Source organism: Spirosoma oryzicola, from assembly GCF_021233055.1.
Lineage (GTDB): Bacteria > Bacteroidota > Bacteroidia > Cytophagales > Spirosomataceae > Spirosoma > Spirosoma oryzicola.
This window is the reverse complement of the sequence record NZ_CP089538.1, coordinates 3193578-3219977: the sequence shown is the minus strand read 5'-3', so window position 1 is coordinate 3219977 and position 26400 is coordinate 3193578. Positions and strand designations below refer to the sequence as shown.

Here is a 26400-nt window from a genome sequence, read left to right as displayed (position 1 = left end):
GGCTACGCTTTTTCGTTATTCTGCCAGCTGTTTGTCAATCTCGGTCAGTAAATAGGTTTTGGGATCGCTGAAATACTCCCAGAACATGACACCCGCCAAGCCGTTCTTTTTTACGTAGCGGCACTTTTCTTTCACGGATTGCTCGTCGTCGTAGGAGACAAAACGTTTTAAGTCGCTATTGTAAAGATAGGGCGCTTTGGCGTGACGGTCCCAGTGGCGTTTGTAAGCCGGATTGGTCAACAGGCTGTCTTTGATAAACGTATAGCCACCACCCCGTTCAACTTTGGCGATGGAGCGTGGATGCACATCAGGATCAGCGTTCTGTAACTGCCACGCCCGACCGTAAAAGGCAATGCCCAGCACCAGTTTTTGGGCGGGAACCCCGGCCTGCTTGTAGAGCATCACCGCTCGGTCACCCGACTGCTCGTTGTCTGCCTTGCGCGATGGATACAGGTTGGTGTGGTGTCCCGCCAGTAGTCCGCCCGTAAAATGGTCGTACGACATGACATTGATGTAATCCAGGTACTGGTGCGCCTGCGCCATATCCGTATGCGTGAAAATCTCGTTGAAGCCCGGCATGGCTGTCGTGACGAGGTAATTTTTGCCCGTCTGCTGCTTGAGACCGTTTAGCTGCTCGCGCAAGGCTTTGAACAGCAACGTAAAATTTTCCTTGTCCTCGGGCCGAAACACGTTGTCTTCTCCTTTCATACCGGGATATTCCCAGTCGATGTCGATGCCATCCAGTTGGTATTGCCGGACAATATCAGCCGCCGAAGCCGCAAAGGCCGTCCGGGAGGTATCGCTTAAAACCGCATCGGAAAAGTTTTCGCTCCAGGCCCAACCGCCAATTGAAATAAGAATTTTCAGGTCGGGATTACGACGTTTGAGCGCGTTCAACTTCCGGAAATTAGTGGAGTCGGTAGCGAGGTTGTGCAGCCACGCCCGGTTGTTTTTGATGTCCACGAAGGCATAATTGATGTGGGTCAGCTTCTCGGCGGCAATCCGGTCGGTATCGACCAAACCACGAAAACCGCCGACGTAAGCAAGTACAATCGGTTTGGTTTTGGGCGCGGGCCTGAAGCCAATAGTCAAAAAGGCCAGGCTGAACAGGGCAGGGAGAAAGAAAAGTAATCGAACCATGAGCTATAATGCGTTTGACTATAAAGGTAACTGGTTGATGAAATCTCATGGTTTATCGGCATTATTCAGTAGCTAGCCTTTCTTAACCGCCAGTAAGCTGTACGGGTCATCCCCCTTTTCAGTCAATTCAGGCAGCGTTTTCTGAACTTGGTGACAATTGCCTGTTAACCGCTCTGTCGACACGTTTGCTTTGCAGCGTATTCCCCGATTTGGCATTGGCGTCAAACCGGACTAATGCAGAGGTGAACGTCTATTCTCGATTGTTATGGCCATAAAGTACCTACTGAAACAGCGCCGTACAGACACGTTACAAGCGCTTTTTACTCTTTTACTCCTTATCAGTTTTGCTGCTTGCAAGAAAGAGCAGGAGAGTCAACCCGCCCCCCAAGTACCGTCAGTGAGTGTGGTGCACGTTGGCGGTAAAGACTATGCAACGCGTACAATCGGCAAGCACACCTGGACAACAATCAATTATGACGGTCCCGGTGGGGTACCATACCGCCCAGGAAACGAAAAACCGGAATACGGCAGATACTATACGCTAGAAGAAGCCAGCGCTATTGCACTGCCTGCCGGATGGCGATTGCCCACGATACAGGACTACACAGCACTCGCCGAAAGTCAGGGCGTGGTCTTTACCAAAAACCGGGCAACTGGTCAGGAGGCCATCAAAAAGCTAACATCTACGGCCAACTGGCGAACGGTCCGTGGGACAAATGCATCGGGTTTCGATGCACATCCTGCTGGCTACAGCTTCCGGAACGGCGAACCTATGGACGGCGATATCAGTGAATTCTGGACTGCCGACGGCAGTACGTTTAGCATTCAGGAGAGGGCCACAGGCGACGCGTATACAATCTTATTCTATGCAAGTGATAGCCCTGCTTATCGTTTTAACCTGCGGTTTGTAAAAGACAATTAATCGTGCTTGGTTGTCCTGGTCAATTTTACCACTTGTAGAACGGCACCAAACGTTTTGTCTGGCGTTTGGTCGCTTAAGTCGCCGGTAGATCAAGAATTTGATTTCTTTAATGTCATCAGTAGTTAAGGTTACTAACTTAGTGGAAAGTATAGGCATTGCCTTACCGTACTCTAGGCAATCAAACGTTTACATACGTTACTTTATAGTAGCCTACGGAAAAAAGTACTTAGCGTAGCTTACGGATTTGATGTTATACGCCGTAAGCTACATTCGTCTAGATACAATTAGTTACTGAATACAAGAACTGAATTTTTCATAGTCTCTCGGGCAAACATGAAAATTGTTGTTGCAAGCAAAGGCGATCCCAACGATATAAAAACTTGGTCTGGAATACCGTACTACATTTACAAAGCACTTGAAAAGAAAGGTCACCGAGTCTATGGCGTAAATTTACTCGCTCCCTCGGAACCCTGGTACTATACGCTCTACAAACGAATCTATTACAAGCTTTATAAAAAATGGCTCTGGGTGGAGATGGAGCCTTATTACCTAAAGAAGATCGCTGAGCAGTTTGACCGGGAAGTAAACGCAATTAATCCTGACCTGGTCATCCTGATTCACGGGCACTTTCTGGCCTACACGACTTTTAAGCAGAACACAGTGGTCGTCCATGACACCACCTTTGCTCAAATCATTGACTATTACGCTGATTTCACGGTACTCACTCCCCGCAGTATCAAGAATGGCAATGCGGTGTATCAACGGGGGCTCGATCGGGCTACCGCTGCCGTTTTTTCGTCGGACTGGGCTTCGCAGAGTGCGCTTTCCCATTACAGGGTGGACCCGTCGAAAATTCATACCATTCCGTTTGGGGCCAACTTGTCCCAAATCCCGCATACCGATCACGTTGAGCAATGGATCAATAATCGGCTCGACGCAAACACCTGCAACTTTTTGTTCCTGGGTATTGACTGGGAGCGAAAAGGAGGACCTGATGCACTACGGTTTATAATCGAATTGAATCGGCTGGGAATCAGGAGTTGCCTTGTTATCGTAGGATGCCAGCCCGATATTCCGGAAACGAGTCGGCAATACGTGAAACTGCTTGGATTCTTGCGGAAAAACGTTGACGACGAAGCGCAAAAGCTGGAAGCGTTGTTTGTAAGCGCTACGGCTCTGCTGCTTCCCTCATTGGCCGAGTGCTTTGGTTGTGTTTACTGTGAAGCCAATGCTTATGGATTGCCTGCACTGGGCCGTGATACCGGTGGCGTATCCGAAGCCATCAAAGAAGGGGTAAACGGGCTGTTGATGAAAAACGACGAAGCGCCCGAAGCATTTGCGCAGCGCTGGGCACGGATCTGGTACAATAAAAAAGTGTATTCCCGTTTGGCCGAAAGCGCGCGCCGTGAGTTTGACGAACGACTTAATTACGACGTATTTATTAACAAACTCGTGTATATCGTTGGCGAGGAACAGGGCGAACTCGCGTTGCCAGCCTAAGCAGCGGTTGCTTGTAAAACAGGGGTGATTGCGGTGAAAAAGTTGCCGCAATCACCCCTTTACATTGCCGGATATACCCCTCTTTGAAGCCGTCGCCAGTATGTATTTTTGTCCAGTAAACCTTAACAAACAAATACTCATGGCAACGCAAATCTTTGTAAACCTGCCCGTTAACGATCTGGATAAGTCAATTGCGTTCTTCACCGAACTCGGTTACACATTCAATCCGCAATTCACCGACGAGAAGGCAACCTGCATGATTATCAGCGAAAACATCTACGTGATGCTGGTTGTCAAATCATTCTTTAAAACGTTTACGCACCTGGACATCGCTGATGCCACCAGCGTTACGGAGTCAATCATTAGCCTTTCTGTCGAAAGCCGGGAGACCGTCGATAATTTGGTAAACAAAGCTGTAGCCGCCGGGGCAACGACACCAAACGATCCCGTGGATCACGGCTTCATGTACGAGAGTGGTTTTCAGGATCTGGATGGGCATCTGTGGTCGCTGTTCTACATGGACCCCAGTGCAATCAACCAGGAGAAGCCTACTGCAGAAACCAATGCTGCGTAACGTTATTGGCGATAAAGGTCTTATTTAAGAGTTATGTGTTTGACATTGCGGTGTCGGTTTCCTAAAACCGACACCGCAATGTACTCTTTCCCAATCAATTCACGGATTAATAAGCTATACAGACGACAGACATCTTACAGAGTCGGAAGCAAAGCCCGAACGGCTGTTGCCGTGCAATAGCCATCAGGTAGGCGTTCTAGTTTAAAGCCAGCGAAGAAAACCGGTTTGTGCGGTGGGGTGTCGATTTGGCTAGCAATAGTTCGGCGGTGCGAAGCGTCTGAGCCAGCGTGTACACCACTTCTCGCTCGTAGGCTTCTACTACGGCATCGACCGTGAAGCCACTGACCTGAAACGTCAGCATGGATCGATTCAACGGTAAGCCTTCCCGAAGAGTGGGCTTGAGGACAACAATAATCGACTGATTGTCCTTGTACAGATAAGCGTCGGCTACAAAAGCCAGTTTGGCAACAGCAGAAATTTCACAAGTTACGGTAGGCATAATAACTATCAGTTTTGTTCTGCTAATATATAACTTATAACTAAATTGGTAACATTAAGTTTGCAAATTTTTTATAAAAAATTCTATTAAAAAATAGATTCATACTAATTCGGCTGAATTTGCAGTGAATAGTCCGTTTGAACTACAAGGTTGCTTCCGAAACAGCACCAATTGTTTTCTGATGGTTTTCGCCCTGAATGACGCGCCTGCCGATCAACAGAGCCACTAACCCGCTAAGGGCACAGCCGCACATAACCCCAACCATCGGTATTGCCGTATGATTATGCAGGACGCTAACTAGTCCGGACACAACAGCTCCAAATGCCATACGAAAGCTTCCCATCAGCGCAGCCGCACTACCGGCGTGACGGCTGAACGGAGCCAGCGATAAGGCGGTCGAATTGGGCCCGGTCAACCCTTGCCCGCATAAAAACAGGAATAGCATGACAATCAGACCGTACTGACCAAACCACCCCGCCCAGGTACCTAAAACCATGAGCAGCCCTACGGCGCATTGGTAGAGCAAGGTCACGTAAATAATTTGTTCACTAGTGAAGCGTTTCAACAAGAATCGGTTCATTTGCGTTGGGGCGATCAACGCGACCGCAAGGGCCGAAAAAAGCCAGCCGTACTGCTGCTCACTCATCCTGTAGAGGTTTATAAACACATCGGGTGATCCGGAAATGTAAGCAAACGAGGCCGATGTTGCCGTGCCGCTTACCAGCGCATACGTCAGAAACTGAGGCTGCTTGAGGACCATAAAAAAGTTGCCCAAAACGGCGGCTGGCCGGAGCGATAAAGAGTCGTCCGGGGCTTTCCCGTTGGGCAGTGCAAAATGGACACCTACCAGAATAAACACGGTTATTACGGCAAGGATCAGGAAAATCGAATGCCAGCCCCACGCGACGGTTGTGTAACTGCCAACGGTTGGGGCAATCATGGGCGATACGGCCAGTACAAGCGTCAGCAGGGACATGACCTGAGCGATTTCACTGATGGGAAACAGATCGCGCACCAGCGCCTGAGCTGCTACCAGTCCAACACAGCCACCCAGGGCCTGAAGGAGCCGCATAAGAATAAGCGTTTCTATGGAGGTTGTCAGTGCGCAGCCAATGGAAGCCACCAGATAAAGAAGTAAGCCCGCGTACAAAGGCAACTTCCGGCCAAACCGGTCCAGCAGAGGACCGTAGATAAGCTGTCCGACAGCAATACCGACCAGATAAGCAGTTAACGACAACTGGACCTGAGCGATGGATGTATGAAGATCTTTTGCAATGGCCGGGAAGCCCGGCAGATACATATCAATCGAAAAAGGACTGATTGTCGTAAGCGTACCTAAGATCAGAATAATAACAAAATGTTGTCGGCGAGTCATAAACGCTCAAAAGGATGTACTTTCTTCTAGAGACGTTCGACGGTAAGGGATTGTTCCTGAACCCGGTAGTTTGTGCGTATTGGCTACGAGTGCGCAACTCAAACACCGTAAAGAGCGGTTGAGCAATCATTCGGGCTATTTTAGGAATGACCGTAGCGAATTTTGTCGGCGTTGATGCTACTTTAGGTACTCTATTGTTCGCACAACCGCTATGAACATCAATGCTTATCTAAATCGACTTCTTTACGCAGGACCGGTCGATACAAGCCTGGCTACGCTACGAAAACTGCATTACCATCACCTACTGACCATACCGCTCGAAAATCTGTCCATCCATTACGGAGAAGCGATTATACTGGAACCTGATGCGTTGTTTACGAAAATTGTCCAGCAGAAGCGGGGTGGGTTTTGCTACGAACTGAATGGCTTGTTCTACGAATTACTGCGCGCCATCGGCTTTCAGGTTCGGCGTATATCGGGTCGCGTCTACGATCCGGAAATAGGTTTCAACGCTGAATTTGATCATCTGGCAATAATCGCCCACGTTGACGGCATCGATTGGCTGGTCGATGTTGGATTCGGACGCCGGTTTCCGTTCTATCCCATGCCGCTACGACTGAACCTGATTCAGTCGGATGCGAGCGGTCGGTATCTGCTTACGGAATACGATGCGAACTACTTCGCTATCAATCAGCGGGATAGAACGGGCGAATGGATTCCAGCCTATCTGTTCACGCGTACGGCCCGCGAACTATCGGATTTTGCGTCAATGTGCCACTTTCATCAAACATCTGCCGATTCGTATTTCACGCAAAACAAGCTATGCACCATCGCCTTAACGCACGGGCGCGTCACAATGACAGATAGCGCGTTGAAAATTACGAGCAACAATCAACTGATCAATAAAGCCGTTCGGGATAAGCCGGAATTTGAGCACCTGCTTTATCAATACTTTGGCATTCAGATGGCTCAGCCCGATGTTCTAGTTTAGCAGGGGCTGAAATAGACCCCGCTAAACCAGAACCCGTGAACGAACAGGCATTGCCTAATCGTCCCGGCCTGTTAGTTTTTACTTGGCTTTCCAGCTATTATTGCTGGGGTCGGCATCCATAAAAATGCCGCCTTGCAGCGTTACTGCCTGTACTTTCTTCTTCGTGGTCAAATTAACGGTCGCTTGCTTTTGGTTTGCTTTCCACAGGTTGGGCGTTTGGTGAAACGTCTCCGTCGTGCCATCGGTGTAGGTCACAACAATATCGACAGGAGCCACGTAGCCGCCGATATTTTCGAGCGAAATGGTGCATTTGCTCGCTGAAGGGATAACCTGCCGAATGCTGTAGTCGATGTAGTGATTGCTGAAAAACCAGTTGTTCCAGAACCAGTTCAGATCCTGCCCCGACGCGTCGTTAAAGCTATAAAACATATCCCAGGGCGTAGGGTGTTTGCCGTGCCAGCGGTCCATGAAGTCGTGCAGCGCTTTTTTGAACACAGCATCACCCAGCAACTCTTTCAAGGCGAGATAACCAATGGCGGCTTTACCGTATTCGTTGTTACCCAACGCAGCACCACTCAGGATATTGGCGGGAGTAATGATCGGCAAGTCCTGTTCAGCGGAGGGGTCTTTGCTCCAATAGGCCACGCGAAACTGTTGGAAGTTGCGGGTAGCTGTCTCGGTACCCAAATCCGCCTGACTAATCAGGTATTCGAGCGCCGTAACCCAGCCTTCGTCCATGAAACCGTAACGGGTTTCGTTGATGCCCATGTAAAACGGAAACCAGGTATGCGCAATTTCGTGCTCGGCGACAAAGCGGGAGAAATTCAGGTCGTCCGTGGTGGCATCGTTTACCATCATGGGATATTCCATGTCGGCAAAACCCTGAACAATCGTTGTTTTGGGGTACGGATAGGGAATACCCGGCCAGTTGTTCGAAAACCAGTCGAGTGAGTGTCGACCAAAATCGACCATCTGATGAAAATCCTTGGCCGTATCCAGAAAAGCCGCCTGCACGCTGGCCCGTCGCTTGGTGGATTTATCGACCACCACGCTCGACGCGTCCCAAACGTAGTGGTTACTGATGCACAGGGCGACATCGGGAACGTAACTCGCGCTCCACTTCCAGGAATTTACAGCCTGTGATTTCGTTACATTTCCCGCCGTCATTTCAGCCAATGTCGCGATGTGGACAACCGAATCGGTGCGCATGGATTCGTTCAGGCGCTTGGCGTAGGTCGGTTGCAACACCTCGTCGGTATTTAATAGATTGCCGGTGGCCCAAACGACGTAATTTTTGGGCACATTAACCGTAAGGCTGTAATCATTGAAGTCGTTGTAAAACTCCTGCGCTTCCGTAAAGTCGGTTCGATCCCAGCCGTTGTAGTCATCATACACGGCAACGCGCGGGTAGAAGTAAGCCAGAAAGAACGTGGTGGAATCGAGCGCGCCCTCGCGGTTGCTTTCCACCGATATGTCGTAATGCCAGTCAAGCGATAGTTTTACCGAATCGCGGGGCAACAGCGGTTTGGTCAAGCCAACCCGTTTGACCGTAGAGCTACCCGCATCCTGCCAGGTTTTCGACGTATTGTTTTCGGCGTATTTGTCGATGTGAATCCCCGATGTGAGGTAGTTGGCCGAAACGGCTGATTGTCGTATTGCTCCGGGCTGGTGGCTGTTCAGAAACAATTTGAAAACGAGCTGCCGTAACGTGTCGGGGCTATTGTTGACATACGTAATTTCTTCCGTTCCCCGAATCGTGCGGTTAGGCGGTGCTGCCGTGATCGTAATGGCGTAACGGGCGGAATTTTGCCAGTATTTTTTGCCGGGCTTCCCATCCATCGACCGCGTTCCTTTCTGGTACGCTTGTTTGATGTTACGGGGCATGTACAACTGCTGAGACTGAGCAGCAAATGCCATACCGACCATAAAACAGGAAAATAAAATTAGTTTTCTCATAAATAGACACTGGATCACTGATCCGGCGGATGCTGATTGAATCGGCTAAACTATCGAAAATCGGGCACTAAGAATTCAAGCTTTACACAAACGGTCAGTAGCGTTCGGGGCATAGTCGTATGAAAGCGTACGAAACGCTTTGTACTACGCAAAACAAAAACGTCCCGACTGTCAGAACAGTCGGGACGTTAGTAGAGAACCAGTAGTGAGTATCGTTAAACGCCCAGCGGACCACCGAGCGTTACGTCAGCATCGGAACCGTGAAGCGGATGGCGACTCGCATGGTGACTTCCCGGATGCTGCTCTTCCTCTTCTCTAGCGCGCGAGTTGACAAAGGATTCGGCCAGTGCCGTTAGTTTATGATCCGTCGTTTTCTCTTCCTCCAGCGTCATAGATAACAATTCCGCCGACTGCGTAAAGTCAAGGACGTTGGCCAGTGTCAGCAGAGAACCGTAGATCGCAATCTCGTAATGCTCGATTTTCTGAGCGGCAATAATCAAAGCCGCATCGCGCGTAAGCGAACCTTCTTCGGTTTCTGTAACGACCAGCCGGGCATCACTAATTAGCCCGTTGATGGCATCCGATGACTGCTCTTCGGTCTGGATGCCGATTATTCTGAATATTTCTTCCAAGCGATCAACCTGATTGGCGCTCTCGTCCTGATGTTGCAGGAAAGCCGAACGAACTTCGTTGGTTGTACTGGCCTCGGCCTGTTCACCCAGCGCATCAACGGCTCTTTTTTCGATGTAATAAACACGCTTCAACTCGCTGATGAACAAGTCGCGTAACCCTTCATCGGTTGACGAGTCGTTACCACTAAAAAAACTAGCTATTCTTTCTGTCAGCGAAGCCATACAAGGTGATTGAGTTAAGTGATAAACTGATTGCTTAAACCGATCTTTTTATGAATTGTTCGCGTGATGCCCTACCGCATGCTGACCCCTTCGCGCAGGATTTGTACCCAACCTTTCAAGACCTGCGCCGGCGCAGCACGGTCCAGCACCGCATACCGCACACTCACCTGATAGTAGTACAACCCGCTCGGCAGGTCCGTACCGTCACTCGACTTACCAGGCCAAGCTAGGCTTGCGCTGCTGCCTTCGTAGACCTTGCTGCCATTCCGATTGTAAACCACCAGGGCGACGCTCTCCACAAAACGAGGGCAACTCAAGGCCGCGAATACATCATTCTTGCCGTCGCCGTTGGGCGTGAATACGTTGGGCAACACAAACAACGGACACGCATCATTGCACACCCGGTTCGAGGGTAAACTCTCCACCCCCGAGCGGCTCACCGCTGTCACGTAGTAACAACCCGCTACGGTACTCAAGCTGCTGTGCTCGAAGCTAGTCGTTGGGGCGGGGATGCTCACTAACTCGGCGGGTGTGTCCTGCTCATAGCGACCGTAGTAAAGCTTATAACCTACTACATTTGGATCACAGGTGGGGCCGCTAGTGGGTGTCCAGCGCAGCTTGTTGGTAAAGCTGGTTTGGTTGCACAGGCTTTCGGGGCTTAGACTGGCGCAGTTCAGGCTATCCAACCCCAGCCGGGGAGGGCAGGGCCGGGTCGTGTCGGTGGGCGTGGCGCAGAGAATCTGGCTGTAGTTCTCCAAGGGAGACCGCACGGCCACCGCGAGCCGTGCATCGGTGTAGGTCCCCCGGGTCATCACCCGGTAGCAGTAGCTGCTGTCGGCGGATAACACCCGGCTCGTATTACCATCCACTACGATGTTGTCCGTACCCGTATCTACATAGGTGTAACTAGCCGTTCCGCTGACACGTACCTCAGCAATCTTGTTGAAAGGACCGGTGGGGCCTGACCGACTCCGATACACATCATGCACCTGATTGTCATTGCTCCAGGGCACACTCGCCTGCCAGCTCAAGGTGACTTGACGCTGAGCCGGAGCCGCCGACAGCCGCACACTCGAAGCGCCCTCGGTCACATCCAGCCGCGTCAACCCACCGCCCGGAGCCGTGTAGTAGAACTCCACCCGGTAGCGGTAGGCGTTGGCCGTCGTGTTCAGCGCGCTCGTCGAGCTGCCTTTGTCCACGTAGACCGTGTCAGCCAGCCCGGCTTGCAGATTGGTGTTAATGGTGGCTACGGTCACAAAGTCAGTACCCGTCAGGCCAGTGGCCCGCTGCAAGCGGTACTGGTAAGGAGCGCCCAGATCACCCGGTTGCAGGCCCAGCGGGCGGGTCCAGCGGACGGTAATTTGGCCCCGTTGTGTGTCGGTGCTGTCGACGGTGACCTGAGTCATGACCGGTGCCAGCAGGGGTAGTTCCAGACAGGCTTCGGTGGAGACCACGCTAAAGCCACCGTTGTTGCCGATGCCGGGGTTGCGGGCCACGATGCGGTAGGAGTAGCTCACTCCCCGACGCAAGGCACTGGTGTCAATGTAGCTGGTAGCCGTATAAGGAACCCGGATTATCTCCTGGTAGCCGTAGCTAGGGTCTAAACCGGTGGTACAGCTCTGGGATTGAATAGGCGTACAACCTTCTTTGCGGTAGATGATGAGCTGGGTCGTGTCGTTACCTGCGCCGAGTGTTGTCACGCGTCCGCAGCTGTAGGCACTCCAGTTGAGCTGGATGGCTCGTCCGGCAGTGGTGGCGGTGGGTCGGGCGGTGAGGTTTTTGACCGAGGGAGCGTAGAGCCGGATGCGCAGAGTGGCGAAGGAGACCAGCGAAACAGCCCCGCGTCCGGGCACGTCGTTGACTTTGAGGGTAATGTCGTAGGGCTCGGCTCGGGCCTGATTGCAGTTGGTTTGCCAGTTGAAGGTTACCGTAGCGGGTTGGGCCTGGGCTACTCCTCCGTTGATCAGGCGGGCAAACTCGGGCGGAATACGCAGATCTGGGGGCAGCGGTAAGCCATCGTTGTTGACGTTCAGCGGCCCTCCGAATCCTCGGATGATAACCCGTTGGCCGTCGGGGTCGGTGGCCGTGATGGCTTGCTGAATCAAAGTGCCGGCTTCTACGCAGATCTCCGCTCCCACAATCAGGGGTCGTTTGTTTGGCTGATCGACAACCGTAAGCTGCATGTCCCGAATAATCTCCCCGATCTTCACGCCGTTGCGCCACTCTTCGATGATAAAGGCAAAGTTGAATTGCCCCGCTTGGCCGGGGGCGTCCCAGCACAGATCACCCGTTCGGGAGTCGATGCTAAAGGTAGGTGGTGTACTGCCATCTTCCTTGTTGGTACTGAATTGTGTCGGGTCCAGGTAGGAAGGAATGATCTGGCTCCGACAGCCCGAAACGGTTGCCTGCGGCTTATACAGCCGGTACGCCAAGCTGTCGCCATCAGCGTCGAAAGCCGCCGGGTTGTGACAGAACTTCTGACCTACGCGCGCGGAATCCAGCGGAGGGTTGAGCATTACGGGTGTGGAGTTGACCTGTAACGCTGCATTGATCAAAATTGTAGTCGAAACGTAAAAAGAAATCTGGTCGGAAGAACTAGCGGGAGGAGTGTTTGAGGTTCCCGCGTTTCGGTTGATCAGGTAACTGCCGATGACGTACGTTCCTGGTCCCGCGTAGGTATGAATGACCGTGTAGGAGTTTACGGAGGATGTGTTGCCGTTGATGTACACGCGTCCTGAGCGAGGAACCGACAGGCTTGTACCGTCGCCAAAGCAGATCGGCGCTTCCGTGGCCGCAGTGGCCGCATCCCGGCCTCTGGGACTCTCGTCATAATAGGCCGTTAAGGTAATAAGGTAGGTCAAGGACGGACCGGGAAGGCGTCGGGTAGTAATTTCGCCAGCCCGCACGTGGGTAGCCTGGCTGACAGTTGGCCGCAGAAGTGCCAGCAGGCACAGTGCAAATAGCCCAATGTTGTAAACAAGACGCATAGAGTTATCGCATTTCAAGTACAACGCATTGGGCGGAGAAACGTATATATCTTTCTAAGATCGATTTAATCCGGTTGATTCGTATAAAGGCCAATGAATGGAGCTCCAAGTTGGAGATATTACGGCTTAAAAGGTAGATCTGTTTATTGGTATGCTACTGTTTATCAGCCTGTTATTGTTGTGTGAATAACGTTCGCCGATTCGGAGTAGCAGAGTAGTCTACCGTTTAAGCAATAAATAGAACCTTTGCCGAAACGTAGACAAGCTAGGTAGCCCGCACCGTATCGCAAAGATTCTATCTACCGGTCTGAGGAAATGGCGCTACTCTTTTCGGCGCAGGAAAATATTGTTGCTGATCGATTCGAGGTGTACATCCGCACCCCCTCCATTGGTGGTTCCTTCGAGCAGGTAGCCTACCATCGGGTGTTTTTGCTTTTTGTTTTTGAAATCAATATCCAGATTGGAATAAACTTCTCCCGTGATGGTCTTTACTTCCAGATTAGCCCCCTGGCCTTTAGGCCAGTTCATATCCACGTAACCACTGATGGTTTTGGCAAAGACAGCCGCTGTAGCTCCCTCGATATCAATGTTACCGCTGATGGTTTCCACTTTTAGCCGGGCTTTGCGGGGTAGAAAAACCTGATAATTGATGTCACTGCACAGGTAGTGACTCTGGCCATTGCGATCGCTGCGCCAGGTCGATGCTGCGCCGGGACAATCTTCGGCCTTGCCTTGTTTGATCAGCTCCTTGTCGAAGTCGGTCTTGACCGTAACCTCCTGTTCGGTACTGCCTGTGGTTACTAGCAGGGCGTCATTGAGTCGACCGCCATTAACGGTTACCGCTATACGGATAAACACCTCTGACTTGTCCCAGTACCGGATGCGAATGCTGTCACCAAACTTCAAATTAAGATTTACCCATTGGTCATTCGCTACGGAGAGCCTCTTTTCAATGATTTTCTGCGCAAACGCTGGACTGATCAGTAGGCTAAACAGGAATAGATATGATAGTTTTTTCATAGTAGGAAAGGGTGAAGAAGTCTTTATTTTTGCTTGCGGATGTAGATGTTGCTGTTGATCGTCTTGAGTTGCATCTCAACGCCACCACCGTTTGTTGTTCCTTCGATGATCTGGCCTCCACCAACCTTCGACATCCCGTCCTTTGTGCTTTTGACACCCAGATCGAAGTCGGTATACATCTCGCCACTAATGGATCGAAGTTGCAGATTCGCTTTCGAGTTAGCCGGTAAGGTGATGTCGATCGGGCCGTTGACGGTGGAAAGGGCTGACGGTTTCTCCTGACTCAGGGCGGAGAAGGTGATGTTGATCGGTCCATTCGTGGTGTTGGCTACGACCGGGCCCGTTACATTGGTCAGGTCGATTTGAGCATTGTTGGTTTTTACTTCTAAGTCGCCATCCATGTTGCTGATGCTGATGGCAGAGCCCTGCCAGTTCGATTGCTCGTACAGCACGGCTACTTTACGGGGTAATCGAATCGTGTATTTTATCGACCTCCGGCTTGCTTTCTCAATTTTGAGTCCACCGTTTTCCTGCGTTACCGCCAGGCCAATGCCGGAATTGTCAACGGCGCTGTTGTAGAGCGGTTTGAGTCCTTTCGCTCGTTCGGGGGGGGCTTCGTAGCCGGAGGTAGCCTGAATCAGCACCTCGTCGCTGTTGTGCCCTTCGATTTTAATGTCGCTGGCCGACATTTCGATGATCACTTTGCGGTCTTTGGCATTCGCTAGCTTTGTTTTGTATTCCTGAGCCTGGACAGCGGTTATGCACCATACGATACTGGTACTCAGTAGGAGTAACTTTTTCATGATTCGGATTAAATGGATTTGAATTAAGTGGTCAATGGTTGTTTTACGGCTACGACGCAGCGTGCGCCCGATCGGGTACCTTTTACTAGCCATTGTCGAATGGTTTTGCCCTAAAACCTACGAAGGCGAATGGCCGGTTTGATTCAGACGGTTAATGCTCTCGGCGGCTTTCGTGCGTACAATGTCCAGTACATGCTGATTTTGCGCCAATCGCTGCATTTCATTCACGGCCCGTTTTTCTTTGATCGCCACCAGTGCGTCGATGAGGGTTAGTTGTACATTCGGGTCATTCTGAATCTTGAGCGACTGGATGAGGGCTTCGCGGACGCCCGGCTCGTTTTCGAAGCGGATCAACGCCTGACAGGCCGCGAGTCGCACGTTTACGTTGGCGTCAAAATTCAGGGTGTTAATGAGCAGTTGCGTAATGTCGCGATCCACCTGCGCTAGCTCATAACTTTGGTTAACGGCCTGAATTCGTTCGCTGGCCGATGTGCTGGGTGTCTGACCGAACGCCAGTACTTTTTTGATGTCGCGGGCTGGCGCTTCGTCGGAGCTTTCCCCATAGGCCGCTTCGGTGCCTGCCCGGTCCCACAACCGTCGGTCGTAAAGCCGACCGCTGGCAAAACCAACCAGCAGTAAGGTTACGCCGGCGGCTATTCGCATGGTCCAGCTTGTCAGACTCCGCACGCGACCAAGGGGGGGCGTATCCAGCTTTGCTGCCAGTTGGGTTGTGCTGGCGGCTGAGGGCTGTTGCTTCCGGGCTTCGGCGAAGTAGCGAAACTGGGCCGTATGGCTTCGTAGGTGTTCAGGAACGTTTTCCTGCTGGAAGAACTGCCGCAACTGGTTTTCTTCCGCCACCGTCGTTTCTCCTTCGTAATATTTTTTCAGTAAGGCTTCAATGTCCAGCTTCATACGCATTGGCTTTTAAATAATTGTCCCGCAGACGTTGGCGGGCTCTCGACAAAATGACGCGGATGTTGTTGACCGTAAGGCCCGTAACCTGTTCGATCTCTTCGAATGAGTACTCTTCTACATCCCGCAGATGGAGAATGAACTTCTGCTGCTCGGGCAGTTCGTCGATTAGCCGTCTAAGCAACGTGGCGCTATCGGTTAGCTCCGTCTGCCGATAGGGGGAAACCCCTTCGGCCTGTATCGTCAGTAAGCTTGAATCGTCCGTCATCTTCTGTCTAGCCGGTGACTTTAGCCTGTCCAGGCACAGATTTTTGGTCATCTGTACCGCCAGGGCTTCGACACTCTGGTACGTATCCAGCTGTTGTCGGTTCGACCAAAGCCGCAGGAGCACGTCCTGCATAGCGTCTTCGGCTTCTTCGCGATTGCGGAGAAACATACTCGCTAGTCGAAAAAGTCGTCCCTGAACGGGCAGTATCCGCTGCTTAAAGGCTTGTAAGTCCATTTCAGAAACAAAGACGAGCGAGTTCGTAAAACATTACAGCGATTGGCATTATTTTTTCGACGTAGCTATTTTTTGATGGGAAAAGAACACTATTTTCGGTTCATAAACTTTAGGTATACCTTCGCTCCGATCTCCTCTTTTTTGACAACTAACCGGTTAAGCTTTACTTCTTTACTATCGTCTTAGTAGTCTCTTTTATGAAATGTATCGTCTGCTTTGCGTTTCTGGTAGTCAATCTACTGTTGCGTCCGTCTGTGTCTGCTCAGTCCGTCAACGTAGCGATCAACGTCGACGCGGCAACGGCGGGGTATCGCGTTAATGAGGATTTTGTCGGATTCAGCATGGAGCAATACACCTTATCTACGGGACGGTGGGGTGTATTGGGCAGTTTCTGGAAAGGAGGGACGAATGGCAACAACCGACTTAAGAATCTACTGGCCAACATCAGCAATCGGTCCGTGATCCGGCTGGGTGGTTTTACCGCTGATGATCGGATGGTTTGGCAGAACACGACTCGGGGAAGCAGCACAAACGTTCGGGCTACCTATCAGGACGACACCGACAAATTCTTTACGTTTTTGTCGGAGATTGGCTGGAAAGGCATCTACACCATCAATCTGCCGAACAATACGCCTGCCAACGCCGTGTCGGAAGCTACGTACATCATGAACAAATACAGCGCTCAGCTGCACAGCATCAGCCTGGGTAACGAGCCGTACCTGTACGCTGGCGTATTCAGAAGTACGGCTTACACGCCCGATAGCTGCCTGATCAAAGATTACCTACCCATGTACGATGCCATCAAAGCGGCCAATTCGGCGATACCCATCAGCGGTCTGGATTGCGGAGCCCGAAAATACTACGGGGCGATGAACCAGCGCTGGAACGACGTGTACACATCGTACCTAAACAATTCGGGTAGCACTCGACCTTTAGCCGCCCTCAATGTGCATAGCTACGGACTAGGTAACAACGCTACGACCTTGTCGCGGGATGCCGCAGCCGATACGCTTTTAAATTTTAACAACGCACCGCTTACGTTCAAAGCCAGCCTGTTGCCATACGTGACGCAACTGGCTCAGACCAAGAAAGTGCCGTTGCGGTTTTCGGAAACGAGCAGTGCCGCAACGGGTACGGCTGATACCACGAACGTATCGCACACGTACGTGTCGGCGCTGTGGGCTTTGAATTATCTGTACGAACTGGCGGCTAGTGGCGTCAGTGGTGTGAATTTTCATTCCTCGGGTTCCAGCGTTTACTCGGCCATCGACTGGGGAGCGAGCAGTACGGTGGCGTCGTACCGGGTAGCGCCTATTTATTACGGTCTGCTCGCGTTCGTAGACGGCGCAAAAAATGGGCGGTTGTTAACGGTCACGCCAACGACATCTGCCAAAAATCCGCGAGCCAGCTATTTCGCTACGTCGTCCGACGACGGGAAAACGATAAAAATTACGGTACTGAATAAAGACGTTACCAACACGATAAACGCGGGCATAACGATACCGGGTGTGTCGATCCGTACGGCAAGCTACCAGACGCTTTTGTCGCAGGCCGGTCGGTACGGGTACGCGGCCGATACGTATTACGCCAGCGCTCAGGTAGCCACCAGTGGCTTGTTCACGAAAGGAACACCCACCGCCCTGACGTTGCCGAATTCATCCAGCCTTGCTATTACGGTTGCGCCGATGAGTGCCGTTGTCATTACCCTCGAAACCAGTTCCCGCACGATGTACACGGTTAAATCCGGCAGTTGGAATGATCCGTCGATCTGGTCGGGTAATCGGGTGCCGAACAGCAGCGATATTCTCCAGGTGAACCATACCGTGACCGTTCCGGCTAATACGAACGTGTATGCGTTGCGGATTATTTATTCCGCCAGTAATCAGCTGCAACTCGGTTCGAACGCCAAACTGCTGCTGGCTTTGTAAAGCCGAACGCGTTATTAATCATTTCGTTAGCGGATAGCGAGTTCGTGCATCGTAGCCAGGTGGCTGGCTAATTCCGGCTTATTCGCAATCTGAGCCTTGATGTAATCGAGGGTTTCGGCAGGTAGTTGCGGAGTTCGACTGATGATGTCAATGCCTTCGGGCGTAAACAGCGTTTTCGAGAACTGAATAACCGCCCATTGTCCATTGGGATCTTGCAGGACAACGCTCCACCGGCTCCGTAGTAGACTTAAAACGCCTTTGCCCCGCCAGACAAAAGCCGATGCGTTTTTCGGATCGGGATAGTCAAAGCCGGTCAGCGTCTTGGTTTTTCCTTTTTTATGGTACGTTACTTCGTCCAGCAAAACGTTAGGATTCCCGTTTTTGGTCGTTAGCGAGTACGTGAACGTAGGGTTGATCTTGTCGCCCTTCAGCCACATCGGAAAGTTCGTACTGCAAATAAACCAGGTGCCAACTAGGGCGTGTATAATCGGTTTCATCGCCTAAGGCTTGGTTATAGCTTAAGTTTGATGCGTAGTTTGCCCAGGAGGGCCGTGATGCCCACAACCACTAACGCAAATAGCATACTTTTCAGCAAGCCGATAACGCCGACCGCAAGGCTTTGAGGCAACGAAATACCGGACAAATCAGCGACGCTGTAATACACGTACGGAATCAGATAGCAGGTCAGTGTGCTGGTTCCGGCGGGTCGGATCAGGTCAAACCAGTTCGCCTTTCCCCGCAAATCGACCAGCCAGTAAACGACCGCGTAAACCAGGAACGCAATGCCGCAGCAAAGAAATACCCAGGTTGGCGTTGCCTGAATTTTTGAGATGATAAAGAATTGCCGCGCAACGAACCCAGCCAGCAGAAGCAAGACGCCAATACCGGCAAAGAAAGTGGGTAATCGGTGGGTTTGTTCGGTTCGGTAAAGATGGGTCAGGAGTGTCGTGGCGAGAATGCCCGCGAAGGCGAACGAGTCAAACGCGCCGTTGCCCAGAATCCAGTCGCGGGGACCGTCGGGCCAAAGTGCGTGGAGCCAACCGGCATGACCCGCTATACAGACGAGCGAAAAGAACAGCCACAGACCGGCCAACAACAACGGCTGTTTGTGAGTGAACAGATACAGGATGGCGCAGGTCAGGTACGTCCAGCCGATCAGTCCCAGAATACCCCACCACTGCGCTGTCATCACCACGAGTTTGTCATTAGGACCGCCCCGAAACACAACCGCCAGGTAAATGAGCAGGACCACACCCAGCAATTGTAGACCCATGAAAAGGGCCTTAGCGCTTCCTTCGCCTTTGGGGTACTGGTTCCAGATCAAGAAGAAACCCAGCACCATCAGAATTTGAAACCATTCGGCGCTTATACCCGTTGCCCGAGCGTTCAGATCCGGCACGTTAACCGTAAACACGCCCATCACCAGTAGGGCAACCGACCGGATGACGATGTGCTGCACGATCTTTGCGTACGAATCGCCCTTGCTGAGCCGCTGCCGGATGGCGAACGGAATCGACATGCCCACGATGAACAGGAAACACGGAAAAACCGTGTCGGCAAAACCCAGGAAATCCTGATCGGAGCGGGCGTGTTCGAGCCAGACCGGAATACCAGATAAGGTCCAGAGGTCGTTCACAAAAATCATTGTCAGCATGGTCAGTGCCCGAAACACGTCGATGGAAAACACGCGTTTGAGCGACAGGTCTACCGCGCTAAGCTTTGGTTGAGAGGTTATCATAGCCAATGGACGTTAGTTTGCTTCGCCGAGTCGGTTAATTTCGCCGTAAAGCGCTTTGAAGCAGTTTGTTTGCGTGTTTTCGCCCGCGTCAGGATTCGTCTTCACCCCATAAAATTCGTCCAGAAACTGCCCGGCTCCTGACCAGATCGTTTGCATCATGCCCTGAAGCCGTTCTTTCATCTGGGGGGTTACCGACTTTCGGAATTTAACCATGTCCTGCGTTTGGGTAACGGCAAAAGCCGGTTTGCGCCAGGGGCAGGTGATCACGCTAAGTCCTTTGGTCGCGAAATAAACGGCGGTCTGGTCGGGCCGTTCGTAGTGCCAGTCGCAGATCATCACATCGGTGGGAATCAGGTCGATGGCGCGGTGCGTGTTGTTCATGCTGGCTTCCCACATGCCGATGCCCGTCGTTTTCCCGTCGAGAAGCCGGTCGCCCCAAATCCAAAGCTTCCGGTTTTTCTGCGCGAGGTGATTCCGAATTTCGCCCACTTCTCCGGCAAACAATTCAGCTTTGTCACGACCCGAACAGCGCGGACATTTATCGTCGCCGATGTAAAACACTTCGTCCATCCCCGCGTGAAAAGCGTCGGCTTCAAACACATCGCAGATTTCGTCTACCAGTTCAAAAACAACCTTGTGTACGCCCGGATGCAGCGGGCAGTAGCTCTTGCAATACAAACCGTCGGGATTGGGCCACACGTATTTTTCGGGCATTTTGACGTGCGGGGTTTCGTCAAATTCGGGGTAAACGCGAAGCAGGTTATGCGTTGTGCTGGCCCAGGATTGGTGACCGAGCAGGTTGATCTGCGGAATCAGGCGGATGTTGTTTTTCTGGCAGGCTTTCACCAGCTTTTTTACGTCTCGTTTCGACAAGGCGACGCTGTCACGGAGTTCGGGATGGCTGTCGAACTGGTAATTGAAGTCGATTCGCAGGATAAGCGTATTAACCTGACGCGGAGCAAGCTCTTCGTTGATGAATTTAAGAAACGTGTCCAGTTGCTTAGGCTGCGGAGCGGCAATGCAGAAGCCACGAACGGGCAGCAAGCTATCCAGTTTTGTTTGCGCCCAGGCCGTCTGGGAAATCAGGCCGAAAAGAAGTGCCAGTAAACGTATCGAAAATCGGGTCATGAGGAAGGTAGTTGTAACGTACTCTTTAGAAAGAGAATCAGCAGGCGATTCTATTCAACGTTCAGGAGAAAAACCCAGCGGCTTGTCATTTACCGGGCTATTTCGATTTTATACTTCTTTCCCTTCATTTTCTCCTGACTGATCTTCTCCAGTAAATCCTCAACCTTGTCACGCTTGACGGCCACAAAGGACATAAAATCTTTGACCTCGATCAGCCCAAGATCGCCTTTGTCGAGCTGACCTTTTTGCGAGAAAAAACCGACAATATCGACCTTGTTGAGCTTGTTTTTCTTGCCACCACTGACGTACAGCGTCACAAAGTCCGCTGGCTTCGGTAACGCTGGTTTTCCGGTTGGGAGCACTAACTCGTCTAGGGACGTGGGCAGATAAGCGGGTGTTTCTTCGTTCGGCGATAAAATAATATACGCCGTTCCGCTGGCGTGCATTCGGGCCGTTCGGCCATTTCGGTGCGTAAATTCCGCTTCGTGCAGGGGCAACTGGTAATGGATGACGTGCTTCATCTCGGGAATGTCCAGACCCCGCGCTGCCAGATCCGTGGTGACCAGATACCGCACGCTGCCGTTTCGGAACTGAATCAAGGCTCGTTCGCGGTCGGCCTGCTCCATACCACCGTGGTAGATGAGTGATTGAATACCGCGTTCGGCCAACTGGTCGCTGGTTTGGTCGCTGGTTTCGCGCAGGTTGCAGAAAATCAGGGCTCCTTCCGAATTCAACGAGCCAAGCAGCCGAAACAACGTGTCGAACTTATCCGCTGACTGAGCGTAAACAACATGCGTCGTCAAGCCCGTTTGCTCTACATTCTCGGGGGTGAACGTCAGCGTGGTTGGTTTGTAAAGCCGGACAAAATCGGGAATGCTGATGGTGGAGGTAGCCGAAACCAGCACCCGCTTCCGCAGATTGCGCAGACCGCCGATAATAAACGCCATTTCGTCGTGGAAGCCCATTACCAGCGACTTGTCGAACTCATCCAGCACCAGCGTGTGAATGCCGTCCAGCGAGAACGTCCGGCGCGTAATGTGATCGGCAATTCGACCGGGTGTTCCGATCAGCAAGGCGGGTGGGTTGCTTAAATTTTTAATTTCGGTTTCGACCGGATGACCGCCGTAGCACACGTTGACTTTGTAGCCCGTCGCCATCTTTTTCCAGACCTGTTCAATTTGCAGGGCCAGTTCACGCGAGGGGGAAAGAATCAAACACTGCACCTGGGGCTGGTCGGGGCTGAGCAACTGAAGAATGGGTAGCAGAAAGCCAAGCGTTTTTCCCGAACCGGTGGGCGCGATCAGAAACGTGTCGTTGTCGGCGAGAATCGCTTTCTGGGCGGCTTCCTGCATGGGGTTCAGCGTCGTGATGCCCAGCCGGGCCAGTATATCGGTTTGTTGTTCGGGAGTAATCATACCGTAAAAGTAGTTCAAAATGCGGGGGCTACTAAAGATAAGCCCTACCTTCGTCCTTTGGTAGACTGATACGACTATGACTTTCGACGCGCTGAATCTAAACAAACCGCTCCTGAACGCACTCAACGACCTTGGCTACACCACGCCGACACTTATTCAGGAACGGGTGTTTCCGGTGGTAATGTCAGGGCAGGATGTCTGTGGCATTGCCCAGACGGGAACGGGTAAAACGTTTGCGTATCTGTTGCCGAGTCTTCGACAGTATCAGTTTTCGAAAGAGCATCAGGTGCAAATCCTCATCATCGTTCCGACGCGGGAATTGGTGGTGCAGGTCGTTGACTCTATAAAGCAGTTGTCGACGTATCTGAACCTGATGGTTGTGGGCGTCTACGGGGGAGTCAATCTGAAAACGCAACTGGCCGAGGTGCAACAGGGGGCCGATATACTGGTGGCAACACCCGGTCGGCTGGTTGATTTTCTGACCAACGGTGCGTTGAAAATGAAATCGCTTAAGAAACTGGTGATCGATGAAGTCGATGAAATGCTGAACCTGGGGTTTCGGGCGCAGCTGAATGTGATCCTGGATCTACTGCCACCCAAACGGCAAAACCTGCTTTTTTCGGCCACGATGACGGACGAAGTCGAGCAACTCATCGGTAAATACTTTGCCAATCCGGTGCGGGTCGAAGCGGCTCCCGTCGGTACGCCACTGGAAAACATCGAGCAGAAAGGCTACGAAGTGCCTAACTTCTACACAAAGGTCAATCTGCTGAAGCTGCTCCTGGAGCAAAACCCAGCCATGACCAAAGTGCTGGTGTTTACCGCTACCAAACAACTCGCCGACGATCTATACGACCAGCTTTCGGATGATTACCTAGACCAAATCGGCATTATCCATTCCAATAAATCGCAGAACGCCCGCTTCAACGCCGTCGATCAGTTCAAGGCCGGTACGTACCGGATCTTGATCGCTACGGATCTGGTTGCGCGTGGTATCGACGTGGCCGACGTATCGCATGTGATCAACTTCGATGCGCCGGATGCTCCTGAAAATTACATTCACCGCATTGGTCGAACGGGCCGGGCCGATAAAAAAGGTATTGCCATTACGTTCATCACCGAAGCGGATCAAGCGCCCATCGCGGCCATCGAAGCCCTGATGAAATACCAGATCCCGCGCGAACCGCTGCCCGAACAACTCATTATATCTACCGAACTGACGGAAGCCGAACAGCCGAAAGTTCACATGAAGATCGTTGAGGTCAAAGCGCCCAAGCGGGAGGATGTCGGCCCGGCTTTCCATGAGAAACTGGCGAAAAACCAGAAAGTAAACGTTCGCCGGGATTACGAAGCCGAGAAGCGTTTGAAATACGGTCGACCCATCAAGCGGAGCGGTAAGAAATAACCGTCGCTGGGCTCCCTCATAGTCATCACAAGCTACCATTTACATGCCTTTTTCGTCGCTGGGTTTATCGCCGTCGCTGCTGAAAGCGATCACGGCTCAAGAATACACAAAACCGTTCCCCATTCAGGAGACGGCCATTCCGGCCATTCTGGAGGGAAAAGATATTTTAGGAATTGCCAAAACAGGTTCGGGTAAAACGGCTGGTTTTGTCTTGCCCATTCTCGAACAGTTCATGCGTCGGCAACTGCCAAAAAACGACGAGGTGAAAGTACTCGTGCTGGTGCCTACCCGCGAATTGGCGGTGCAGGTAGCAGAGGTTTTTCAAACGTTTAGCGCCAAACTGCCCCGACCCGTAAAGACGCTGGCGGTGTACGGTGGGGTATCGATCAACCCGCAGATGATTGCTGTGCGAGACGCTGAAATCGTTGTCGCTACGCCCGGTCGGTTGCTGGAGTTGATTTCTACGAATGCGGTTCGTTTATCGGCGGTACGCATTCTAGTCCTCGATGAAGCGGATAAAATGCTTGAACTGGGTTTTGCTGATGAGGTAAATCAGCTCATTGATCAGGTGCCGACACGCCGACAGACGATTCTTTTTTCGGCTACGTTGGGCGACGCGATTGATACTATTCAGAAAAATCTGCTGCGCAATCCGACTAAAATTGAAGCGGTAGACGAGGAGCAAAACCTGGATTTGATCAAACAAATTGCTTACCGGGTTGACCCCGAGCGGAAAGGACCGCTGGTGCGCTACCTGATCAAGACGGGCGCTATGAAGCAAGTGCTCATCTTCGTTTCCTCGACCCGAACCGCCGATAACCTCGTCGTAAAGTTGAACAAAAACGGCATCCGGGCTGCTGCTATCCACAGCGGAAAAAGTCAGGGTGCCCGCACCGAAGCGTTGACGACGTTTAAAGCCGGTCGGCTCACGGCGCTGGTTGCTACGGATTTGATTTCCAGAGGAATTGATATTCAGTTGCTGCCGCATGTGATCAATTTCGAACTGCCCCGCTCGCCCAAAGATTACATTCACCGCATCGGTCGAACGGGCCGGGCCGAAGCCGAGGGGGAAGCCATTTCGCTCATCACACCCGATGACGAACATCACTTTAAAATCATTCAGAAAAAGATGGGCAAGCGCGTCGAACTAGTCGATACGGCTGAGTGGAATGTAACGGGATATTGACCGCCTGAGGGCGTGGATTAAACCAATTTGCTCTATGTATGTCTTAGAGTAAAATGAAACAAGTGAATAGTAAGGTCGGTTGTTTCTAGTTGAAGTAATTAACCTATGAACGCACAAAAATCCACTGCTATGAAAACGATTCATCATAAGATTGGTCTGCTGTTTTTATTAGTAACCCTGTTGGGGCACACTAGCCAGGCGCAAAGTCGCTCCGGATGGGGACCCCAGACGACGGGAGCCGTAGTAGGAACAGGTGTTGGAGCTGTAGCCGGTGCTGTCATTAACAAACGCAATCCAGCAGTTGGGGGCGTGGTTGGTGGTGTACTCGGTGGCGCTTCGGGTTACGCCATTGGTAAGCAAAAAAAGAAGCGCTGGAGTCCGCAGGCGAAAGGTACGGCCATTGGGGCGGGCGTTGGTGGCGCTGCGGGTGCCATCATCAATCGGCGTAACCGAGTCGTCGGCGGTTTAATTGGCGGGGTCGCGGGTGGAGCCGCCGGTTACGCTATCGGGAAGCACGTTGACAATAAGCGCAAAAAAGAAGCGGCTGCCCGCGCTGCTGCCGAACAGGAAGCGCTGGCCCGTGCCGAAGCTGAGCGCGAAGCCGCTGCCCGCGTTGCCAATACTGCCAATAACGACCTGGCCCCCTATGTGCCCACGGCTCGTACCCGATCGGCGGTAGCGGCCACCGCGACACCAGCGGTTCAGCCTCAGGCTTTGTACAACCCCAAAACAGCGCCAGTATCCTACATCTTACGGGAAGGATTTCTGCCCAACGAATCCTACGGTGATCCATCTACGCCGTACGGTGAATCTGAATATCGGCGCAAAAGCTGGTAAGTAGTTTGTTTAAACAACATTTGTTTTACTGGACGTTTGCCCCGTTCGTGTCATACGCTGTTAGCGTAGCGGACACGAACGGGAGGTAAATGTCACACTCACTAAAGTCATGAAAACACTTTCTTGGATTCTAATCGTTAGTAGCCTCCTCACCGCTTGTTCACGGTCAAATGATCTGGCAACGGTTCAGGATCTCAATCGGCAGTTTATTGACGCCTGGAATAACAAAAGTTCGGACAAAATTACGGGCTTTCTAGCCGAAGATGTGGATTTTGTCCAGGGAGGCACCCACTTCAAGGGTAAATCGGAAGTATCCAGAAAATGGGTCAACGAAACACTGCCAACGCTGGCCGACCTGAAAACCAACGTCGTCAGTTCCGGTATAGATAGCCAAATAGCCTACGAAGCCGGTACGTTTTCGGTCGATGTATTGCCCGCCAGTCCCGATCTACCACATGGCATCGGCGAAGGGAATTTTATCCTGCTCTGGAAAAAAGGGGAAGATGGTGCCTGGAAGCTAAGCTACGCTCAACTCGAAGATTTGCCCGTACAGGTAAAGCGTTGATTGGTAGTGAGTTGTATAAAATATTTTTATAGTTTTTTGTCATCCGGCGGCCCGGTCGTTCCTCGGGCCGGGTGGCCGGAGCCAGGACAAAAAATACCCACTTCAGTTCGCCAAAATAAAATTTAGACAGTCAAGTTAAAGTACTACAGAAGCTATCTGCATT

At 51.8% G+C, this 26400-nt stretch carries 23 protein-coding genes; 9 read left to right on the top strand and 14 right to left on the bottom strand.

The features are described from left to right. Positions 1-15 precede the first annotated feature (15 nt). On the bottom strand, positions 16-1140 hold the full coding sequence (locus LQ777_RS13680; protein WP_232558485.1) for a glycoside hydrolase family 18 protein: 1125 nt from the start codon (positions 1138-1140) through the stop codon (positions 16-18). Between the two features lie 265 nt (positions 1141-1405). Here LQ777_RS13680 and LQ777_RS13675 point away from each other — a divergent pair, with 265 nt between their 5' ends. The 3 genes from LQ777_RS13675 to LQ777_RS13665 all read left to right on the top strand — a co-directional run bounded on the left by LQ777_RS13675 (position 1406) and on the right by LQ777_RS13665 (position 4136). Next, positions 1406-2062: an FISUMP domain-containing protein gene (locus tag LQ777_RS13675; protein ID WP_232558484.1), complete on the top strand. Its 657-nt coding sequence runs from the start codon at positions 1406-1408 to the stop codon at positions 2060-2062. Positions 2063-2395: 333 nt separating this feature from the next. After that, a complete protein-coding gene (locus LQ777_RS13670; protein ID WP_232558483.1) occupies positions 2396-3562 on the top strand; it encodes a glycosyltransferase family 4 protein in 1167 nt (388 codons plus the stop codon). 139 nt (positions 3563-3701) lie between these two features. Beyond that, the gene (locus LQ777_RS13665) at positions 3702-4136 is read left to right on the top strand and encodes a VOC family protein (RefSeq protein WP_232558482.1); all 435 of its coding nucleotides are present in this window, start codon (positions 3702-3704) and stop codon (positions 4134-4136) included. A 196-nt stretch (positions 4137-4332) separates the two neighbouring features. Here LQ777_RS13665 and LQ777_RS13660 read toward each other — a convergent pair whose 3' ends face one another. Beyond that, positions 4333-4635: a hypothetical protein gene (locus LQ777_RS13660; RefSeq protein ID WP_232558481.1), complete on the bottom strand. Its 303-nt coding sequence runs from the start codon at positions 4633-4635 to the stop codon at positions 4333-4335. A gap of 142 nt (positions 4636-4777) precedes the next feature. Then, the gene (locus LQ777_RS13655; protein ID WP_232558480.1) at positions 4778-6010 is read right to left on the bottom strand and encodes a multidrug effflux MFS transporter; all 1233 of its coding nucleotides are present in this window, start codon (positions 6008-6010) and stop codon (positions 4778-4780) included. A 211-nt stretch (positions 6011-6221) separates the two neighbouring features. Between LQ777_RS13655 and LQ777_RS13650 the strand changes: the two genes are divergently transcribed. Continuing rightward, entirely contained in the window at positions 6222-7001 is a 780-nt protein-coding gene (locus LQ777_RS13650; protein WP_232558479.1) for an arylamine N-acetyltransferase family protein, read from the top strand. 78 nt (positions 7002-7079) lie between these two features. Here LQ777_RS13650 and LQ777_RS13645 read toward each other — a convergent pair whose 3' ends face one another. The 7 genes from LQ777_RS13645 to LQ777_RS13615 all read right to left on the bottom strand — a co-directional run bounded on the left by LQ777_RS13645 (position 7080) and on the right by LQ777_RS13615 (position 16035). Continuing rightward, positions 7080-8957, bottom strand: coding sequence for a M1 family metallopeptidase (locus LQ777_RS13645; protein WP_232558478.1), 1878 nt, complete (start codon positions 8955-8957; stop codon positions 7080-7082). 215 nt (positions 8958-9172) lie between these two features. Continuing rightward, positions 9173-9811 (bottom strand): YciE/YciF ferroxidase family protein, encoded by a 639-nt coding sequence (locus LQ777_RS13640; protein WP_232558477.1) that lies wholly within the window; start codon positions 9809-9811, stop codon positions 9173-9175. Between the two features lie 71 nt (positions 9812-9882). Further along, entirely contained in the window at positions 9883-12798 is a 2916-nt protein-coding gene (locus LQ777_RS13635) for a T9SS type B sorting domain-containing protein (RefSeq protein WP_232558476.1), read from the bottom strand. A gap of 321 nt (positions 12799-13119) precedes the next feature. Further along, on the bottom strand, positions 13120-13818 hold the full coding sequence (locus LQ777_RS13630) for a DUF4097 domain-containing protein (RefSeq protein ID WP_232558475.1): 699 nt from the start codon (positions 13816-13818) through the stop codon (positions 13120-13122). Positions 13819-13841: 23 nt separating this feature from the next. After that, positions 13842-14621 (bottom strand): DUF4097 family beta strand repeat-containing protein, encoded by a 780-nt coding sequence (locus tag LQ777_RS13625; RefSeq protein ID WP_232558474.1) that lies wholly within the window; start codon positions 14619-14621, stop codon positions 13842-13844. A 117-nt stretch (positions 14622-14738) separates the two neighbouring features. Continuing rightward, positions 14739-15533 (bottom strand): HEAT repeat domain-containing protein, encoded by a 795-nt coding sequence (locus LQ777_RS13620; RefSeq protein WP_232558473.1) that lies wholly within the window; start codon positions 15531-15533, stop codon positions 14739-14741. After that, on the bottom strand, positions 15517-16035 hold the full coding sequence (locus LQ777_RS13615) for an RNA polymerase sigma factor (RefSeq protein ID WP_232558472.1): 519 nt from the start codon (positions 16033-16035) through the stop codon (positions 15517-15519). Before LQ777_RS13615 ends, LQ777_RS13620 begins: the two co-directional genes overlap by 17 nt. Before the next feature lie 197 nt (positions 16036-16232). On the opposite strand from LQ777_RS13615, the gene LQ777_RS13610 reads away from it, so the two are divergent. Next, the gene (locus tag LQ777_RS13610; protein WP_232558471.1) at positions 16233-17963 is read left to right on the top strand and encodes a hypothetical protein; all 1731 of its coding nucleotides are present in this window, start codon (positions 16233-16235) and stop codon (positions 17961-17963) included. Positions 17964-17989: 26 nt separating this feature from the next. Here the strand turns inward: LQ777_RS13610 and LQ777_RS13605 are convergent, their stop codons facing one another. The 4 genes from LQ777_RS13605 to LQ777_RS13590 all read right to left on the bottom strand — a co-directional run bounded on the left by LQ777_RS13605 (position 17990) and on the right by LQ777_RS13590 (position 22244). Further along, the gene (locus LQ777_RS13605) at positions 17990-18460 is read right to left on the bottom strand and encodes a lipocalin/fatty acid-binding family protein (RefSeq protein ID WP_232558470.1); all 471 of its coding nucleotides are present in this window, start codon (positions 18458-18460) and stop codon (positions 17990-17992) included. Positions 18461-18474: 14 nt separating this feature from the next. Beyond that, positions 18475-19701, bottom strand: a complete 1227-nt coding sequence (locus LQ777_RS13600; RefSeq protein WP_232558469.1) for a heparan-alpha-glucosaminide N-acetyltransferase domain-containing protein — start codon at positions 19699-19701, stop codon at positions 18475-18477. Between the two features lie 12 nt (positions 19702-19713). Beyond that, a complete protein-coding gene (locus LQ777_RS13595; protein WP_232558468.1) occupies positions 19714-20829 on the bottom strand; it encodes a family 20 glycosylhydrolase in 1116 nt (371 codons plus the stop codon). A gap of 89 nt (positions 20830-20918) precedes the next feature. After that, positions 20919-22244 carry a DEAD/DEAH box helicase gene (locus tag LQ777_RS13590; protein ID WP_232558467.1) on the bottom strand — a complete coding sequence of 442 codons (1326 nt, stop codon included), beginning with the start codon at positions 22242-22244 and terminating at the stop codon, positions 20919-20921. 76 nt (positions 22245-22320) lie between these two features. Between LQ777_RS13590 and LQ777_RS13585 the strand changes: the two genes are divergently transcribed. From LQ777_RS13585 to LQ777_RS13570, 4 genes are all read left to right on the top strand, one after another. Next, positions 22321-23649, top strand: a complete 1329-nt coding sequence (locus LQ777_RS13585; RefSeq protein ID WP_232558466.1) for a DEAD/DEAH box helicase — start codon at positions 22321-22323, stop codon at positions 23647-23649. Between the two features lie 43 nt (positions 23650-23692). Beyond that, on the top strand, positions 23693-24835 hold the full coding sequence (locus tag LQ777_RS13580) for a DEAD/DEAH box helicase (protein ID WP_232558465.1): 1143 nt from the start codon (positions 23693-23695) through the stop codon (positions 24833-24835). A 129-nt stretch (positions 24836-24964) separates the two neighbouring features. Then, entirely contained in the window at positions 24965-25672 is a 708-nt protein-coding gene (locus LQ777_RS13575) for a YMGG-like glycine zipper-containing protein (RefSeq protein ID WP_232558464.1), read from the top strand. A gap of 109 nt (positions 25673-25781) precedes the next feature. Further along, the gene (locus LQ777_RS13570; RefSeq protein WP_232558463.1) at positions 25782-26237 is read left to right on the top strand and encodes a YybH family protein; all 456 of its coding nucleotides are present in this window, start codon (positions 25782-25784) and stop codon (positions 26235-26237) included. Positions 26238-26400 lie beyond the last annotated feature (163 nt).